We start from the raw sequence: 14517 nt of genomic DNA, 5'->3' as shown, positions 1-14517 counted from the left end.
GCAATTCGCCTTCAAACGCCCACGCTTATCGGCTGTATCTTTTTAAAGATGCAAACCTGAATCACTTCAGATTTCTTGCTTCGCCGTGATCAGCGAAGCTTTGTATTGTAGCACAACTTTTGTCATGCATTTCTGAAATTTTTTCAGAAATTCCTTCAGCAGCACTTGCTGGCGAAGCCTTGCATTGTACATCGATTTGAGCTGTCTGCGCAAATCGCTGCAAAAAAATTTTCAGGACTTGAAGGCAAAACCACCACTCCTGAAGCAAGGAGGCGAACTATAGCACTGCTTGGCCCTAGTTTTGGAAAAGATCTTTTCAACCCTGACCATCCAGATGGTCAGGGTTGCGGCAGCGCTGGGCGCTGCCGCCTTGGATAATGCGCACACCATGGCATTGATTACCTTATTGGACGCCCAGCTTGCGTTTGGGCACGTGGCCTTGCTGGATCACGCCAGCCTGGCGCTGGAAACGAACGAGCGCATCGGGCTGATTGGCCGCAACGGTGCGGGCAAGTCTTCTCTGTTGAAAATCTTGGGCGGCTTGGCGCATGCCGACGATGGCACGCTGCAGGTGCAGAACGGCGTGCGCATTGCGTATGTTCCGCAAGAGCCCGACTTGAATCCCGAGCACACGGTGTTCCAGTCCGCCGCCGAAGGGCTGGCGACGATTGCGCAGTTGCGTGACCAGTATCTGTCGGGGGCCGACGGTATGGACCTGGATGCGCTGCAGTCCCAGATCGAGGCGCAGGATGCCTGGAACTGGGAACAACGCGTGGAGGAGACCTTACAGCGCCTGCACCTGGATGGCCAGGCGCTGGTCGGCAGCCTGTCGGGCGGCACCCGCAAGCGCGTGGCACTGGCACAGGCCCTGGTGCTGAAGCCGGACGTGCTGCTGCTGGACGAGCCGACCAACCACCTGGATCTGGATTCGATCGAGTGGCTGGAGGATTTGCTGATCGACTTCAAGGGCAGCGTGGTCACCATCACCCACGACCGGGCGTTCCTGGACCGGATTGCCACCCGCATTGTGGAATTGGACCGCGGTCACCTGCAGTCTTACCCCGGCAACTTTGCCCAGTACTTGCTGCAAAAGGAAGAACAGCTACAGCAGGAAGCGGTGATCAACGCCAAGGCCGACAAGTTGCTGGCCCAGGAAGAGGTGTGGATCCGCAAGGGGGTGGAAGCCCGGCGCACCCGCAGCCAGAGCCGCATCGAACGCCTGAAGGGGCTGCGTGCCAACCGCGAGGCCCGGCGCGAGGCGCTGGGCAGCGTGAAGATGGACATTGCCAGCGGCAAGGACAGCAGCTACCAGGGCAAGATCGTGGCCGAGCTGGAGGGCGTGTCCAAGGCCTTTGGCGCCAGGACGATTGTCAAGAACTTCACCGGCACGGTGCTGCGTGGCGACAAGGTGGGGCTGATCGGCCCGAACGGCGCCGGCAAGACCACCTTGCTGAAGATGATCCTGGGTGATCTGGAGGCCGACAGCGGCACCATCCGCCGCGGGGCCAACCTGCAGGTCGCCTACTTCGACCAGATGCGCCACCAGATCGATCTGGATGCCACGCTGGAGGACTTCATCAGCCCCGGCAGTGAGTGGATCGAGATCGGCGGCAACAAGAAGCATGTGAAAAGTTATTTGCAGGATTTCCTGTTCTCGCCCGCGCGGGCGCACTCCCCGGTGCGATCGCTGTCCGGTGGCGAGCGCAACCGCTTGCTGTTGGCGCGCCTGTTTGCGCGGCCCGCGAATGTGCTGGTGCTGGACGAGCCGACCAACGACCTGGACATCGACACCCTGGAATTGCTGGAAGATCTTTTGCAGCAGTACGACGGCACGGTGTTCCTGGTCAGCCATGACCGGACCTTCCTGGACAACGTGGTCACCAGCACCATCGCCGCCGAAGGCGACGGTCTGTGGCGCGAGTACGAAGGGGGCGTGCAGGACTGGCTGCTGCAATCCAAGCGCAGCCGCGAGCTGGCCGAGCAAGCGGCCAAGCAGAGCGCCGCCAAGGCGCCGGCCCCCGCCAAGGAGGACGCGGCCAAGGACAAGGCGGTACTGTCGGGCGCCAAGCGCAAGCTGAGCTACAAGGAGCAGCGCGAACTGGAGCAACTGCCCGACCTGATCGCATCGCTGGAAGACGAGCAGGCCCGCATCCGCACGGAACTGGACGACCCCAGCATCTACGCCAACGACAACGCCCGCGCCATGCAGCTGCATGCCCGCGATGGCGAGATCGAGGAAGCGCTGATGCAGGCGCTGGAACGCTGGGAATTGCTGTCCAGCTGATTGCTCCCTTCAAAAAAGGAGCTGTCTGCGCACAAAAACAAAGGACTTCAGATAGAAAACCATCTGAAGTCCTTGTTGGAAAGGCGCTGGCAGCTCCTTTTTTTTATGGAAGGCCTTAAATGCGGTGGCGCACGTCCGGCGAGGCGCGCAGCTTGCCCAGCAGCGAGTGGGCGATCTGCGTCAGCGGCAGCACCTCATCGGCCGCCCCGTGGGCGATGGCTTCGCGCGGCATGCCGAAGACGATGCAGCTGGCCTCATCCTGCACGTAGTTGTAGCTGCCCGCGTCCTTCATCTCGCGCATGGCCACGGCGCCATCGGCGCCCATGCCGGTCAGCATGACGCCAAAGGCATTGCGCCCGGCAAACTGCGCCACGGACTTGAACAGCACCTCCACCGAGGGCTTGTGGCGGTTGACCGGCGGTGCCTGCTCATCCACCACGGCCACGTAGTTGGCGCCGCTGCGGCTGATGGCGAACTGCTTGCCACCGGGGGCGATGTAGGCGTGGCCGGGCAGGATGCGCTCGCCGTGCGTGGCTTCCTTCACTGTGATCTGGCACAGGCTGTTCAGGCGCGCGGCAAAGCTGGTGGTGAAGCCGGGCGGCATGTGCTGCGTGATGACGATGGCCGGCGCATCGGCCGGCATCTGGGTCAGCACTTCCTTGATGGCCTCGGTACCGCCGGTGGACGCCCCGATGGCGATCAGCTTTTCCGTGGACACCCGGCCCAGCAAGGTGGCACTGCTGACCGGCGGCTTGGCCGCGGCCGGCGCCCCTGCGGCATCGGTGCCGGCCGGTGCGGCCGCCGCCGCGGCCGGCTTGACCATGCGGTGCACGTGGGCCGTGGCGGCAATGCGGATCTTCTCGACGATCTCGTTGGACAGCTGGGTCAGGCCGTTGGCCACGCCCACGCGCGGCTTGGAGACAAAGTCGACTGCACCCAGCTCCAGCGCACGCATGGTGACTTCGGCGCCGCGCTCGGTCAGCGTGGAGATCATCAGCACCGGCATGGGCCGCAGGCGCATGATGCGGCCCAGGAAGTCGATGCCGTCCATCTTGGGCATTTCGATGTCCAGGGTGATCACATCGGGGTTCTTCTCGCGGATCATCTCGCGCGCCACCAGGGGGTCGTTGGCCGTTCCGATGCACTCCATGTCGTGCTGACGATTGATGATTTCGGCCAGCAGACTGCGCACCAGCGCCGAGTCGTCCACCACAATCACCCGAATCTTCCGGTTCATTCTTCTTCAACCTCTCTCAAAACAGGTCCACGCTACCACCGGCATTGGTCTTGGCCAGCTGCGCCGCGCTGCCGCGGGCACGCTCTTGCTCCACCAGGGCTTCGGGGTGGGCATGGGCCAGTCGCTTGACCATGGCTTTGCCGGTCATGGGGAAATAGACCACTTTGCGCGGATAAATGTCCAGCACATCTTCCGACACGATGGGAATGCGCTCGGTATGCAGGTATTGGGTCACGAAATCGGTGTTGCGTTCCCCGACATTCATGGTGGTGAAGTTGGCCATCACCTGGCCGCCCCCAAAAATCTTGGCCTGCATGCTCTCACGCCGCGCACCCAGCTTGATCATTTCATTGATCAGCACTTCCATCGCGTACGAGCCATAACGGCCACTGACATCGTTGCTGTCGCCCTCGGGCAGCATGAAATGGTTCATGCCGCCGATGTTCAGGTTGCGGTCCCACAGGCAGGCCGCAATGCAGGACCCCAGCACCGTGCAGATCACCATGTTCTCGCCGGTCACGAAATACTCGCCGGGCAACACCTTGACCGCGTTGTATTGGAAGTGGTGATCGTAATAAAAAAACGAGGCCTCCCCCGGCTTGCGCGGGCGCTGGCGCAAACGCTCCAGTGCCGCCTGCGGCGCCGGGGCCGGTACCCCCGCACTGCGTGTGGCAACCAGGGCTGCGTGGTTCCATCCATGCGGTGTTGTGTTCATAAGCGCACCCTCGTGATCATGGAACGGCAAAACATATGGCAGGCCTGCATTCAGATCCGCTCGTACACCGTCTTGCCACGCAGCACGAACAGGTCACGGGAATCGGTGAAGTTTTCCGCATGCCCCACAAACAGCATGCCACCGGGCTTCATCACGCGGTGGATGCGCTCCAGCACCTTGCGCTGGGTGGGTGCATCGAAGTAGATCATGACATTGCGGCAGAACACGATGTCGAACGGCTCCTTGAAGGGCCAGTCGTCGCGGATCAGGTTGACCTGCAGGAAGTCGATCATGCGGCGCAGCTCCGGCTTGACGCGCACCATGCCAGCATTGCTGGCCTTGCCGCGCATGAAAAAGCGCTGCAGGCGCTCCTGGCTCAGGTTCTTGACGTTCTCCATCCGGTAGATGCCGTTGGAGGCTGTGGCCAGCACCTTGGAGTCGATGTCGCTGGCCGTGAGCTTGAAGTTGGCGTTCGCGCCCAGGGTTTCCTGGGCCGTGAGCACGATCGAGTACGGCTCCTCGCCGGTCGAGGCGGCATTGCACCAGACACGCCAGGGCGTGCCGGCCGCCTTGCTCTTGAGGTGCTGCGCCAGGATGTCGAAGTGGTGCTGCTCGCGGAAGAAAGCCGTCAGATTGGTGGTCAGCGCATTCACGAACTCCTGCCACTCGCGCGCATCACCCTGCTTTTCCAGCCACGACAGGTAGTCGTCAAAACTTTCATGGCCGGTTTCCCGCAGGCGCCGCGACAGGCGGCTGTAGACCATGGCGTGCTTGCCATCGTGCAGGCTGATGCCGGCATGCTTGTAGATCAGCGCTTGCACCCGGCTGAAATCCGCCGAAGTCCATGCGAACTCCCGCCCTTGGGCGGCTGGGCCGGAGCCCGAAACAGAAGCGGAGGAGGAATCTTGACGCATGAGAAAAGAGAGAGAAGCCCAGGCTCACACCATGGCCACAGTGCCACCAAAAATGAACAGCCCACCAGAGTGGCGGGCTGGACAGGCGAATCTGCGCACGCGGCTTACTCCGCAGGCGCCACCAACCCCATGTCGACGTTGGACATCAGCTTCTCGATGTCCAGCAGGATCAGCATGCGCTCGCCCACCGAGCCCAGGCCCAGGATGCAGCCGTTGTCGATGGCGCTTTCGATGTCCGGTGCGGGGCGGATGGCTTCCGGCGCCAGCTCCATCACGTCACTGACCGAGTCCACCACGATGCCGACCACGCGGTTGCGCAGGTTCAGGATGATGACCACGGTGAAGCTGTTGTACTCGACCTCGGAGCAATTGAACTTCAGGCGCATGTCCACGATGGGCACGATGGTGCCGCGCAGGTTCACGACGCCCTTGATGAACTCCGGAGCGTTCGCAATGCGCGTGGGCTGCTCGTAGCCACGGATTTCCTGCACCTTCAGGATGTCGATGCCGTACTCTTCCGCCCCCAGGCGGAAGGTCAGGTATTCGCGGGCACCGGATGCCTTGCTTTCCGCGTTCTTTCCCATGATGTTCATTGCTTTCTCCTCAAGCGGTGGGCGTCATCATGACGCCCCTGCGCAAAAAATTGGTTGCTCGGACCGGCGCAGGCTCCATGCGCACGCCGGCCATGCCTTCACTTCAACGGGTACGGCGCACCAGACTGCTGGTGTCCAGAATCAGGGCCACTGTGCCATCGCCAAGGATGGTGGCGCCCGAGACATTCGGCACCTTGCGGTAGTTGCTCTCCAGGTTCTTCACCACCACCTGGTGCTGGCCCAGCAGCTCATCCACCAGCAGCGCCACGCGCGAACCGTCGGACTCGACCACCACCATGATGTCGCTGCGCTTGCTCTCCGGTGTGCGCGGCACGCCGAACACCCGCTCCAGCTCGATCACCGGCATGTACTCGTCGCGCACCTTCACCAGCTGCGAGCCCTGGGCCACGGTGCTGACGTCGGCTGCGTTCACCTGGAACGACTCGACCACCGAGGACAGCGGCAGGATGTAGACCTCTTCGCCCACCCCCACGGACATGCCGTCCATGATGGCCAGGGTCAGTGGCAAGCGGATGGACACCCGCATGCCCACGCCCTGCACGGAGTCGATTTCCACCGAGCCGTTGAGCGCAGCGATGTTCTTGCGCACCACGTCCATGCCCACGCCGCGGCCCGACACGTCGGTCACCACGTCGGCGGTGGAGAAGCCGGGCGCGAAGATCAGCATCCACACCTCGTTGTCCGACATGCTGTCCGAGACGTCCATGCCGCGCTCGCGGGCCTTCTTGAGGATCTTCTCGCGGCTCATGCCCTTGCCGTCGTCACGCACCTCGATGACGATGGAGCCGCCCTGGTGTGACGCTGCCAGGGTCAGGGTCCCCACTTCGGACTTGCCGGCGGCAATCCGGTCTTCCGGCATTTCGATGCCGTGGTCCAGACTGTTGCGCACCAAGTGGGTCAAGGGGTCGGTGATCTTTTCCACCAGGCCCTTGTCCAGCTCGGTCGCCTCGCCCTGGGTGACCAGGTTGATCTTCTTGCCCAGCTTGTTGGCCAGATCGCGCAGCATGCGCGGGAAACGGCTGAACACGGTGGACATGGGGATCATGCGGATCGACATCACCGCTTCCTGCAGGTCCCGGGTGTTGCGGTCCAGATCGGCCAGTCCCGCCAGCAACTGCTGGTTGGCCGACGGATCCAGCGCGCGGCTGTTCTGCGCCAGCATCGCCTGGATGATCACCAGCTCACCGGCCAGGTTGATCAGCTGGTCCACCTTCTTCACTTCCACGCGGATGCTGGTGGATTCCATCTGCGCCATGTTCGGGCGCGTAGTGGTCTTGGCCGCGGCAGCCACCGGCTTGAGGGCGGGCGCACCGGGCGCGCCTTCAAAGATGCCGTAGGCCTCGGCGTCCGGCAAGGCTGCGGGCTGGTGCGCCACCGCCTCGACCTCTGCCACGTCTGCGGTTTCAACTGCGGCGGCGGCGGGGGCAGCCAACGGCGCGGCCGCGCCCTGTTCGGTGATCTGCACCTGTTCCTTGGCCACATGGAAGGCCATCAGGTCCAGCAGGTCGTCATCGGTGGAATGGGTCTGCACCGCGAACAGCCGTGTCTGGGCTTCGTCGCAAGGCAGGTCCTCAATGCTGCCCAGGCCGGGGATGTCGCGGAACAGCTCCTTGATGGATTCGACGGACTCCAGCACCTCGACCGGCCCGATCTTGATGCGCAGGTGGCGCACGCCGCCGGGCACAGCAGCCGCCACCGGGGCAGGTGCGGCCACGGGGGCAGCAGCGGGTGCAGGGGCCGGCGCCACCGGTGCGACCACCGGGGCAGGCGCCGCCACCACGGCCGCGGCGCCATCGCCGGCGGCCAGCCGCGTGATGCGCTGCACCAGATCGGCAGTGGACATGGCCTCGCCCTCGCCACCCGCCTGGTGGCGCGCCAGCAGGCTGCGCGAGGCATCCGCCGACTCCAGCAGCACATCCACCATTTCCGGCACCGGGGTGATTTCATGGCGGCGCAGACGGTCCAGCAGCGACTCCATCTTGTGCGTCAGCTCGGCCACGTCGGTGAAACCGAAGGTCGCCGATCCCCCCTTGATCGAGTGGGCACAACGGAAAATACCGTTGAGCTCTTCGTCATTGGCTGCATCCAGGTCCAGATTCAGCAGCATCTGCTCCATCTGGTCGAGGTTCTCCCCCGCCTCTTCGAAGAAGATTTGGTAGAACTGGGTCAGATCGAAATCCGTCTCTGATCCGTCGTTGTGTGTATCCGCCATTTGGGTTCCTATCTTTTTCTCAGCTTCCGCACGAACTCGTCTTTAGCGAATCACCTTCTGTATCACTTCGATCAAACGGTTGGGGTCGAATGGCTTGACCAGCCAGCCGGTCGCACCGGCGGCCTTGCCTGCTTGCTTCATCTGGTCGCTGGACTCCGTGGTCAGGATCAGGATGGGCGTGTTCTTGAACCGTGGATGCTCGCGCAGGCGCTTGGTCAGGCCGATGCCGTCCAGGCGCGGCATGTTCTGGTCCGCCAGGATCAGGTCTACATGCTGCGCTTCCGCCTTCTCCAGGGCGTCCATGCCGTCCACCGCCTCCACCACCTTGTAGCCGGCCCCTGTCAATGTGAAGGAGACCATTTTTCGCATGGATGGTGAATCATCAACGGCTAGGATCGAGTGCATGTAAGGCTCCAACGGAGTTTTAAGATGTGAATGGATCAGACTTGGGGGATGGGTCAAAACAGCTCTATTGAACCAGCATCCATCTCGCTTTGGGTCACAGGATTGGGCCGCTCAGGTTGCATCGCCACCACGGGGGCCTCCAACTCCTCATCCTCGCGCCCCATGGTCTCGGCAGCAAGGCGGAAAGCGCAGCCCTGCAGCACCTGGGTGGTGTGCACGATCAGCTGGGAGGCCATGTCGTGAAACTGCAGCTCGGTGACGGCATTGCGCAGCGCCGCCCGCGCGGCCACCACAGTGGGGGAGTCGTCTGCCGCATTTTCCGACAGCAGGACGTTGGCCTCGCCAAATCGCGCAAGCAAATTGGACGTGGCATGATTGAGCAACCCTTCCAGGCGATGCAGGTCACGCATGACGACCAGCAGCGAATCCTGTAATTCGGCAGCAACCATGACAGGCACCTGCACAGCAGGTTCTGCAGACGGTGTTTGCGGTGGTTGCATCGTTTCTCCAAGATGGGTGAACCTCTAGCATGCTGGCCCAACATGCGTTTGCCTGTGGCACGAAGGATTCAACCCCCCGAAAGTTTGTTCCAAGATGTATCCAATGATAGCGCCCATCGGGGAACCTGATCCAACGGATAAGCCCCTGCTTTTCCTCCACCTCGAGGATTCAGCAGCGGATCAGCGGTTGGCACAGATCACCTTGCAACGCGCAGGATTGGCCTGCCATATGGTGTGTGTCGACACATTGGTGGATTTCTTGACCCAGTTGCAAGCACAAACTTACGATTTGGTGCTCGCCGACTATTACCTGCCCGGCTTCACGGCCATGGATGCCTGGGCCGCCGCACGCCATCTGCCGCAGTGCCCGCCGTTTGTGCTGCTGTCCGGCGCGATTGGCGAAACCGCCGCTGTCGCAGCGATACGCCAGGGGATTGCCGACTACCTGCTCAAGGACGACATGGCGCGCCTGCCGCACGTGCTGTCGCGCGCCCTGGAGGTGCACGAGGCGCGCCGCGCCAAGGAGCAGGCAATGCGGGAGTTGGAACGTTCCGAGCGCCAACTGGCCGAGCTGACTGAGCACCTGCAGCAATCGATCGAGCAGGAGCGCGCGGCCATCGCCCGAGAGATCCATGACGACATCGGCGGTTCTTTGACTTCCGTCAAATTTGACCTGGCCTGGATTGACCGAAATGCGACAGAGCCCCAGGTGCGCAACCACGCCCAGGCGGCGCTGGAGATGCTGCAGCACGCCCTGGGCGCCAGCCAGCGCATCATGATGAACCTGCGTCCCCCAGTGCTGGACCAGGGCCTGGTGGCCGCCGTGCAATGGCTGGCCGAGAACTTCGAACGCCGCACCGGCGTGCCCACGCGCGTGGATGCGCCGGCGTCCATCGAGGTGACGCCGGAGATCCAGGTCGTGGCCTACCGCACCGCGCAAGAGGCGCTGACCAATGTCGGCAAATACGCCCAGGCCAGCGCCGTGCACCTGGAGCTGTCGAATGCCGAGGGGTTTCTGACCCTGGAAGTGCGCGACAACGGCTGCGGGATGGCGGCCGGGCAGCGCGACAAACCCAAGGCCTTCGGCCTGCGCGGACTGGCCGAGCGCGCGCGCACGGTGGGCGGGTGGCTGGATGTGAGCAGCCAGGTCGGCCGCGGCACCAGCATCATCGTCTCCATCCCGCTCCCGTAAGATGGGCCCACTTTCATGACAACCGCAGAGGGACAACAGTGATTCAGGTGGTGATTTGCGACGACCATGCGGTCTTGCGCCGCGGCATCCGCGACACGCTGGCCGAAGCCACGGACATTCGGGTCATCGGCGAAGCCGCCGGCTACACCGAGTTGCGCGACACCTTGCGCCAGGCGGCCTGCCAGGTGTTGCTGCTGGACATCAACATGCCGGGGCGCAACGGGCTGGAAGTGCTGGCCAGCGTGCGCGAGAGCTACCCCGAGATCCGGGTGCTGATGGTGTCCATGTACCCGGAGGACCAGTATGCGCTGCGCTGCCTGAAGGCCGGCGCCCACGGCTATGCCAACAAGGCCGGCGATCCGCTGGAGCTGGTGCGCGCCGTGCGCACCGTGCACCAGGGGCGCAAGTACCTGACCCCGGAGGTGGCGCAGATGCTGGCGGACAGCCTGGCCCAGCCCACGCCCGAGGTGCCGCACGAGGCCCTGTCCGAGCGCGAGATGCAGACCCTGCAGAAGATTGCCAGCGGCAAACGCCTGACGGACATTGCCGAGGAACTGATGCTCAGCCCCAAGACGGTCAGCGTCTACCGCGCCCGGGTGCTGGAAAAGCTGCAGCTGAGCAACAACGCCGAGCTGACGGTTTATGCCATCCGCAACAGCCTTGTATAAAAATATAGCTTGAAGCGCTCAAATTTAAAGGACTTCAGATAGTAAATACTTTGAACCCCTTTAAATTCGAACGCTAACCGCTCTTCTTTTTAACTAAAGAAAACCGCCCCCGAACACCGACAGGGCGCGCTCGATGAGCTGCAGGAAGGGCTGCTCCATCATCGGCAAGGTGGCCGTGATGCCCAGCATGCCCACGGTCAGGGTGATCGGGAAACCGATGGCAAACACGTTCATCTGCGGGGCGATGCGCGCGATCACGCCCATGGTCAGGTTGACGAACAGCAGCAGCGCCATCATCGGCAGGGCGATCCACAGCGCGCTTTCGAACACGGCGCTGCCCAGCTCATGCAGGCGCATCTGCGCCACGGCCTGCAGGAAGGAGCCGTCGACGGGGAACACGTCGAAGCTCTTGATCACCGCCACCAGCACGAACAGGTGGCCGTTCACCACGATGAAGAACAGGGTGAAGATCTGCACCAGAAAGCGCGAGACCGCGCTGAGCTGTGCATTGCTGGCCGGGTCGAAGAAGGAGGCAAAGCTCAGGCCCATCTGCAGGCCGATGGCCTCGCCGGCCACCTCCATGGCGGCGATCACCAGGCGCGCGGCCAGGCCGATGGCCAGGCCAATGCCCACCTGCTGGATCACGCAGGTCAGCGCCTGGGGCGAGTTGATCGCCACCATGGGCTGATCGAGCACCGCCTGGGCGCACACGGCCACCAGAAAGGCCAGCCCCACCTTGACGCGCACCGGGATGGCCTTCTGCGAGAACACGGGCGCGGCCGTGAACATGGCCAACGTGCGCAGAAACGGCCAGATGACGGGCGACAGCCACGCCATCAGTTGCTGCTCGGAAATGCCGATCACCGCTGCGCCCTCGTCACACCACGCCCTCAGCCCAGCGCACTGGGGATGTTCTCGATGGTGCGACGGATGAAGTCCACCACCGTGCTCAGCATCCACGGCCCGGCGATCGCAAACACCAGCACCGCAGCCACCAGCTTGGGCACGAAGGACAAGGTGTTTTCATTGATCTGCGTGACCGCCTGGAAAATGCTGACCACCAGGCCCACAGCCAGCACGGTCAGCAACACGGGCAGCGAAATCATCAGCAGCAGCGTGAGCGCCTCGCGCCCGAACGTCAGCACCATTTGGGGGGTCATGGCACAAGCCTTTCAGGTCTAGATGGCAAAGCTGGACGCCAGCGAGCCGATCAGCAGGTTCCAGCCGTCGGCCAGCACGAACAGCATGATTTTGAACGGCAGCGCCACCAGCACCGGCGACAGCATCATCATGCCCAGCGACATCAGGATGGACGACACCACCATGTCGATGATCAGGAACGGGATGAAGATCATGAAGCCGATCTGGAACGCGGTCTTGAGTTCGCTGATCACAAACGCCGGCACCACCACGCGGAACGGCGCCTGTTCGATCTGGGTGCCGGGCTCCAGCTTGGCCAGGCGCGCGAACAGGGCGTAATCGGTCTGGCGGGTCTGGCGCACCATGAACTCGCGCATCGGGACTTCGGCCTTTTGCACCGCTTCCTCGAACTGCATCTTGTTGGTGCTGTACGGCAGGTAGGCCTCCTGGTAGACGCGGTCCAGGGTCGGCCCCATGACAAACAGCGTCAGGAACAGCGACAGGCCGATGATCACCTGGTTGGGCGGCGCCGATTGCGTGCCCAGCGCCTGGCGCAGCAGGCTCAGCACGATCACGATGCGGGTGAAGCCCGTCATCATCAGCAGGATGGCCGGCAGGAAGGACAGTGCCGTGAAGAACAGCAGGGTCTGGATCGGCACGGAAAAGCTGTTGCCGCCACTGCCGCTGCCCACCAGGAGGGGCAGGCTGGGGGCTGCTGCGGCCTGCGCCCAGACGGTGGCCGGCATCCAGCAAAAAGCCGCCAAAGCGGCGGCCGAAGCACCCCAGGACGCCCGGGGAACGGGAAAGCTGAATCGCATGCGCTCTCTCATGGTTGCGGGGTTGGCTCGTCTTTGCGCAGTTGGGCCATGGTGACGGCAAAGTCCGGCGGCGCGGCCACCGGCTGGGCACCGGCCGGCTGACCGAGCACGTGCAGGCAATGGATGTTATGGGCCGTCACGCCCAGGACCAGGCAGGTCTTCGTGCTGCCCTGCCCGACTTCCACCGTGACCACCCGCTGGTTGGGGCCCACCGCCACCGAAGCCAGCACCTGCGCGCTGACGCCCGAGGCGGCGTGCCGGCCCTGCTGGCGTTGTTGCCAGCGCTTGAGCAGCCAGGGCAAGGCCGCCAGGGCGCCGATCATCAACAGCAGCGCCAGCAGCGAGGAGGTCAGGCTGGCGTTATCCACGGCTGACGCGGCGCAGACGCTCGGACGGGGTGACCACGTCGGTCAGGCGGATACCGAACTTGTCGTTCACCACCACCACCTCGCCCTGGGCGATCAGGTAGCCGTTGACCAGCACGTCCATGGGTTCGCCTGCCAGTGCGTCCAGTTCCACCACCGAGCCCTGGGCCAGTTGCAGGATGTACTTGATAGGCACCTTGGTGCGGCCCAGCTCCACGGACAGCTGGACGGGGATGTCCAGCACCATGTTGATGTCGTTGACCGGCACTTCCGTGCCCGTGTGCCCGCCGTTGTAGGCCGGCGTGCCCGACAGCGGACCGCCTTGCTCGGCGTCCAGCGCCGCGTGGGCATCGTCGGTCTGCTTTTGCTCTTCCAGGGCCTCGGCCCAATCCGAGAAGGGATCATCCCCCGGGACGCTGCCGTTGTTGTTCTGGTCAGTTGCCATTCTTCTCTCCGGTCCAGTTCGATTCCCCACTGCGCAAACATTGCTCAATGCGGATTGCATATTTGTTGTTGTGCGTCCCGTACTGGCACTCAAAGATCGGCACGCCGCCGATTGAGGCACGGATACGCGGCTGGCGATCCAGCTCGATGAAATCACCCGGCTTCATGGCCAGCAGTTGCTCCACCGTGGCATCGGCCCGGGCCAACTCGGCCACCAGGGTCACGTCCGCCGACTGGATTTCGCGCGTCAGCACCTTGACCCAGCGGCGGTCCACTTCCATGGAGTCGCCCTGGGTGGACGAATACAGGATGTCGCGGATGGGCTCCATGGTTGCATAGGGCATGCAGATATGGATGGAGCCCGAGACGTCGCCGATTTCCAGCTGGAAGGCGGTCGACACCACGATTTCGCTGGGGGTGGCGATGTTGGCAAACTGCGGCTGCATTTCCGAGCGCTGGTAGGCCAGCTCCAGCGGATAGATGCCGTGCCAGGCTTTTTTGTACTCTTCGCTGATCACATCGACCAGGCGGTTGATGACGCGCTGCTCGGTGGCCGAGAAGTCGCGGCCCTCGATGCGGGTCTGCAGGCGCCCCGCCCCACCGTACAGCGTGTCGATGATGCCGAACACCAGCGAAGGCTCGCACACGATCAGGCCGTTGCCGCGCAGCGGCCGGATGGCCACAATGTTGAAATTGGTCGGCACCGCCAGGCGGCGCAGGAAGGCGCTATAGCGCTGCACACTGACCGTACCCACCGAGACTTCGGGGCTGCGGCGGATGAAGTTGAACAGGCCGATGCGGAAATTGCGGGCAAAGCGCTCGTTGACGATTTCCATGGTGGGCATGCGCCCACGCACGATGCGCTCCTGGCTGGAAATGTCGTAGTTGCGGACCGAACCTTCATCCACCTCCTCGGAGTCGGATTTCTGGCGCTCGCCCGTTACCCCCTCCAGCAGGGCATCAACTTCTTCCTGCGAGAGAAAAGAATCACTCATGCCAAACTTCCTTG

At 63.2% G+C, this 14517-nt stretch carries 16 protein-coding genes; 3 read left to right on the top strand and 13 right to left on the bottom strand.

Annotated features, from left to right (window positions below; genetic code table 11):
* Window positions 1-388: 388 nt before the first annotated feature.
* Window positions 389-2284, top strand: coding sequence for an ATP-binding cassette domain-containing protein (locus FYM52_RS10200; protein WP_154163999.1), 1896 nt, complete (start codon window positions 389-391; stop codon window positions 2282-2284).
* A 115-nt stretch (window positions 2285-2399) separates the two neighbouring features.
* On the opposite strand, the gene FYM52_RS10195 is transcribed toward FYM52_RS10200, so the two are convergent.
* The 7 genes from FYM52_RS10195 to FYM52_RS10165 form a co-directional block, all read right to left on the bottom strand.
* Window positions 2400-3521 carry a chemotaxis response regulator protein-glutamate methylesterase gene (locus FYM52_RS10195; RefSeq protein ID WP_154163998.1) on the bottom strand — a complete coding sequence of 374 codons (1122 nt, stop codon included), beginning with the start codon at window positions 3519-3521 and terminating at the stop codon, window positions 2400-2402.
* A 16-nt stretch (window positions 3522-3537) separates the two neighbouring features.
* The gene (gene cheD / locus FYM52_RS10190) at window positions 3538-4236 is read right to left on the bottom strand and encodes a chemoreceptor glutamine deamidase CheD (protein ID WP_154163997.1); all 699 of its coding nucleotides are present in this window, start codon (window positions 4234-4236) and stop codon (window positions 3538-3540) included.
* A gap of 50 nt (window positions 4237-4286) precedes the next feature.
* Entirely contained in the window at window positions 4287-5150 is an 864-nt protein-coding gene (locus FYM52_RS10185) for a CheR family methyltransferase (protein ID WP_154163996.1), read from the bottom strand.
* A gap of 104 nt (window positions 5151-5254) precedes the next feature.
* The gene (locus FYM52_RS10180) at window positions 5255-5743 is read right to left on the bottom strand and encodes a chemotaxis protein CheW (RefSeq protein ID WP_042413500.1); all 489 of its coding nucleotides are present in this window, start codon (window positions 5741-5743) and stop codon (window positions 5255-5257) included.
* Between the two features lie 103 nt (window positions 5744-5846).
* Window positions 5847-7976, bottom strand: a complete 2130-nt coding sequence (locus FYM52_RS10175; protein ID WP_154163995.1) for a chemotaxis protein CheW — start codon at window positions 7974-7976, stop codon at window positions 5847-5849.
* 42 nt (window positions 7977-8018) lie between these two features.
* Window positions 8019-8381, bottom strand: a complete 363-nt coding sequence (locus FYM52_RS10170; RefSeq protein WP_042413506.1) for a response regulator — start codon at window positions 8379-8381, stop codon at window positions 8019-8021.
* A gap of 53 nt (window positions 8382-8434) precedes the next feature.
* A complete protein-coding gene (locus tag FYM52_RS10165) occupies window positions 8435-8881 on the bottom strand; it encodes a hypothetical protein (protein WP_154163994.1) in 447 nt (148 codons plus the stop codon).
* Window positions 8882-8984: 103 nt separating this feature from the next.
* Between FYM52_RS10165 and FYM52_RS10160 the strand changes: the two genes are divergently transcribed.
* The gene (locus tag FYM52_RS10160; protein WP_154163993.1) at window positions 8985-10073 is read left to right on the top strand and encodes a histidine kinase; all 1089 of its coding nucleotides are present in this window, start codon (window positions 8985-8987) and stop codon (window positions 10071-10073) included.
* A 38-nt stretch (window positions 10074-10111) separates the two neighbouring features.
* Complete coding sequence (locus FYM52_RS10155; protein ID WP_162524690.1) at window positions 10112-10741, top strand: response regulator transcription factor; 630 nt, start codon at window positions 10112-10114, stop codon at window positions 10739-10741.
* A 93-nt stretch (window positions 10742-10834) separates the two neighbouring features.
* On the opposite strand, the gene fliR is transcribed toward FYM52_RS10155, so the two are convergent.
* Genes fliR through fliM form a run of 6 tightly spaced genes read right to left on the bottom strand, consistent with a single transcriptional unit; the run spans window position 10835 to window position 14503 of the window.
* A complete protein-coding gene (fliR, locus tag FYM52_RS10150; protein WP_043382870.1) occupies window positions 10835-11605 on the bottom strand; it encodes a flagellar biosynthetic protein FliR in 771 nt (256 codons plus the stop codon).
* A 26-nt stretch (window positions 11606-11631) separates the two neighbouring features.
* The gene (gene fliQ / locus FYM52_RS10145; protein ID WP_154163992.1) at window positions 11632-11901 is read right to left on the bottom strand and encodes a flagellar biosynthesis protein FliQ; all 270 of its coding nucleotides are present in this window, start codon (window positions 11899-11901) and stop codon (window positions 11632-11634) included.
* An 18-nt stretch (window positions 11902-11919) separates the two neighbouring features.
* Entirely contained in the window at window positions 11920-12699 is a 780-nt protein-coding gene (fliP, locus tag FYM52_RS10140) for a flagellar type III secretion system pore protein FliP (protein ID WP_154163991.1), read from the bottom strand.
* A gap of 8 nt (window positions 12700-12707) precedes the next feature.
* Window positions 12708-13067 carry a flagellar biosynthetic protein FliO gene (locus FYM52_RS10135; RefSeq protein ID WP_244982945.1) on the bottom strand — a complete coding sequence of 120 codons (360 nt, stop codon included), beginning with the start codon at window positions 13065-13067 and terminating at the stop codon, window positions 12708-12710.
* A complete protein-coding gene (gene fliN, locus FYM52_RS10130; RefSeq protein ID WP_042413529.1) occupies window positions 13060-13509 on the bottom strand; it encodes a flagellar motor switch protein FliN in 450 nt (149 codons plus the stop codon). Before fliN ends, FYM52_RS10135 begins: the two co-directional genes overlap by 8 nt.
* A complete protein-coding gene (gene fliM / locus FYM52_RS10125; RefSeq protein ID WP_042413532.1) occupies window positions 13499-14503 on the bottom strand; it encodes a flagellar motor switch protein FliM in 1005 nt (334 codons plus the stop codon). The genes fliN and fliM overlap by 11 nt, the downstream gene beginning before the upstream one ends.
* Window positions 14504-14517: the final 14 nt, after the last annotated feature.

The organism is Comamonas sp. CAH-2 (assembly GCF_009668305.1).
GTDB classification, from domain to species: domain Bacteria; phylum Pseudomonadota; class Gammaproteobacteria; order Burkholderiales; family Burkholderiaceae_C; genus Comamonas; species Comamonas aquatica.
Note: the sequence above shows the minus strand (reverse complement) of the source record. Positions and strands in the feature narration are given on the sequence as shown.

Coding starts and splice junctions, on each gene's coding strand:
- FYM52_RS10200 (WP_154163999.1), top strand. CDS start 389: ATGGCATTGATTACCTTATTGGACGCCCAGCTTGCGTTTGGGCACGTG.
- FYM52_RS10195 (WP_154163998.1), bottom strand. CDS start 3,521: ATGAACCGGAAGATTCGGGTGATTGTGGTGGACGACTCGGCGCTGGTG.
- cheD (WP_154163997.1), bottom strand. CDS start 4,236: ATGAACACAACACCGCATGGATGGAACCACGCAGCCCTGGTTGCCACA.
- FYM52_RS10185 (WP_154163996.1), bottom strand. CDS start 5,150: ATGCGTCAAGATTCCTCCTCCGCTTCTGTTTCGGGCTCCGGCCCAGCC.
- FYM52_RS10180 (WP_042413500.1), bottom strand. CDS start 5,743: ATGAACATCATGGGAAAGAACGCGGAAAGCAAGGCATCCGGTGCCCGC.
- FYM52_RS10175 (WP_154163995.1), bottom strand. CDS start 7,976: ATGGCGGATACACACAACGACGGATCAGAGACGGATTTCGATCTGACC.
- FYM52_RS10170 (WP_042413506.1), bottom strand. CDS start 8,381: ATGCACTCGATCCTAGCCGTTGATGATTCACCATCCATGCGAAAAATG.
- FYM52_RS10165 (WP_154163994.1), bottom strand. CDS start 8,881: ATGCAACCACCGCAAACACCGTCTGCAGAACCTGCTGTGCAGGTGCCT.
- FYM52_RS10160 (WP_154163993.1), top strand. CDS start 8,985: ATGATAGCGCCCATCGGGGAACCTGATCCAACGGATAAGCCCCTGCTT.
- fliQ (WP_154163992.1), bottom strand. CDS start 11,901: ATGACCCCCCAAATGGTGCTGACGTTCGGGCGCGAGGCGCTCACGCTG.
- fliP (WP_154163991.1), bottom strand. CDS start 12,699: ATGCGATTCAGCTTTCCCGTTCCCCGGGCGTCCTGGGGTGCTTCGGCC.
- fliN (WP_042413529.1), bottom strand. CDS start 13,509: ATGGCAACTGACCAGAACAACAACGGCAGCGTCCCGGGGGATGATCCC.
- fliM (WP_042413532.1), bottom strand. CDS start 14,503: ATGAGTGATTCTTTTCTCTCGCAGGAAGAAGTTGATGCCCTGCTGGAG.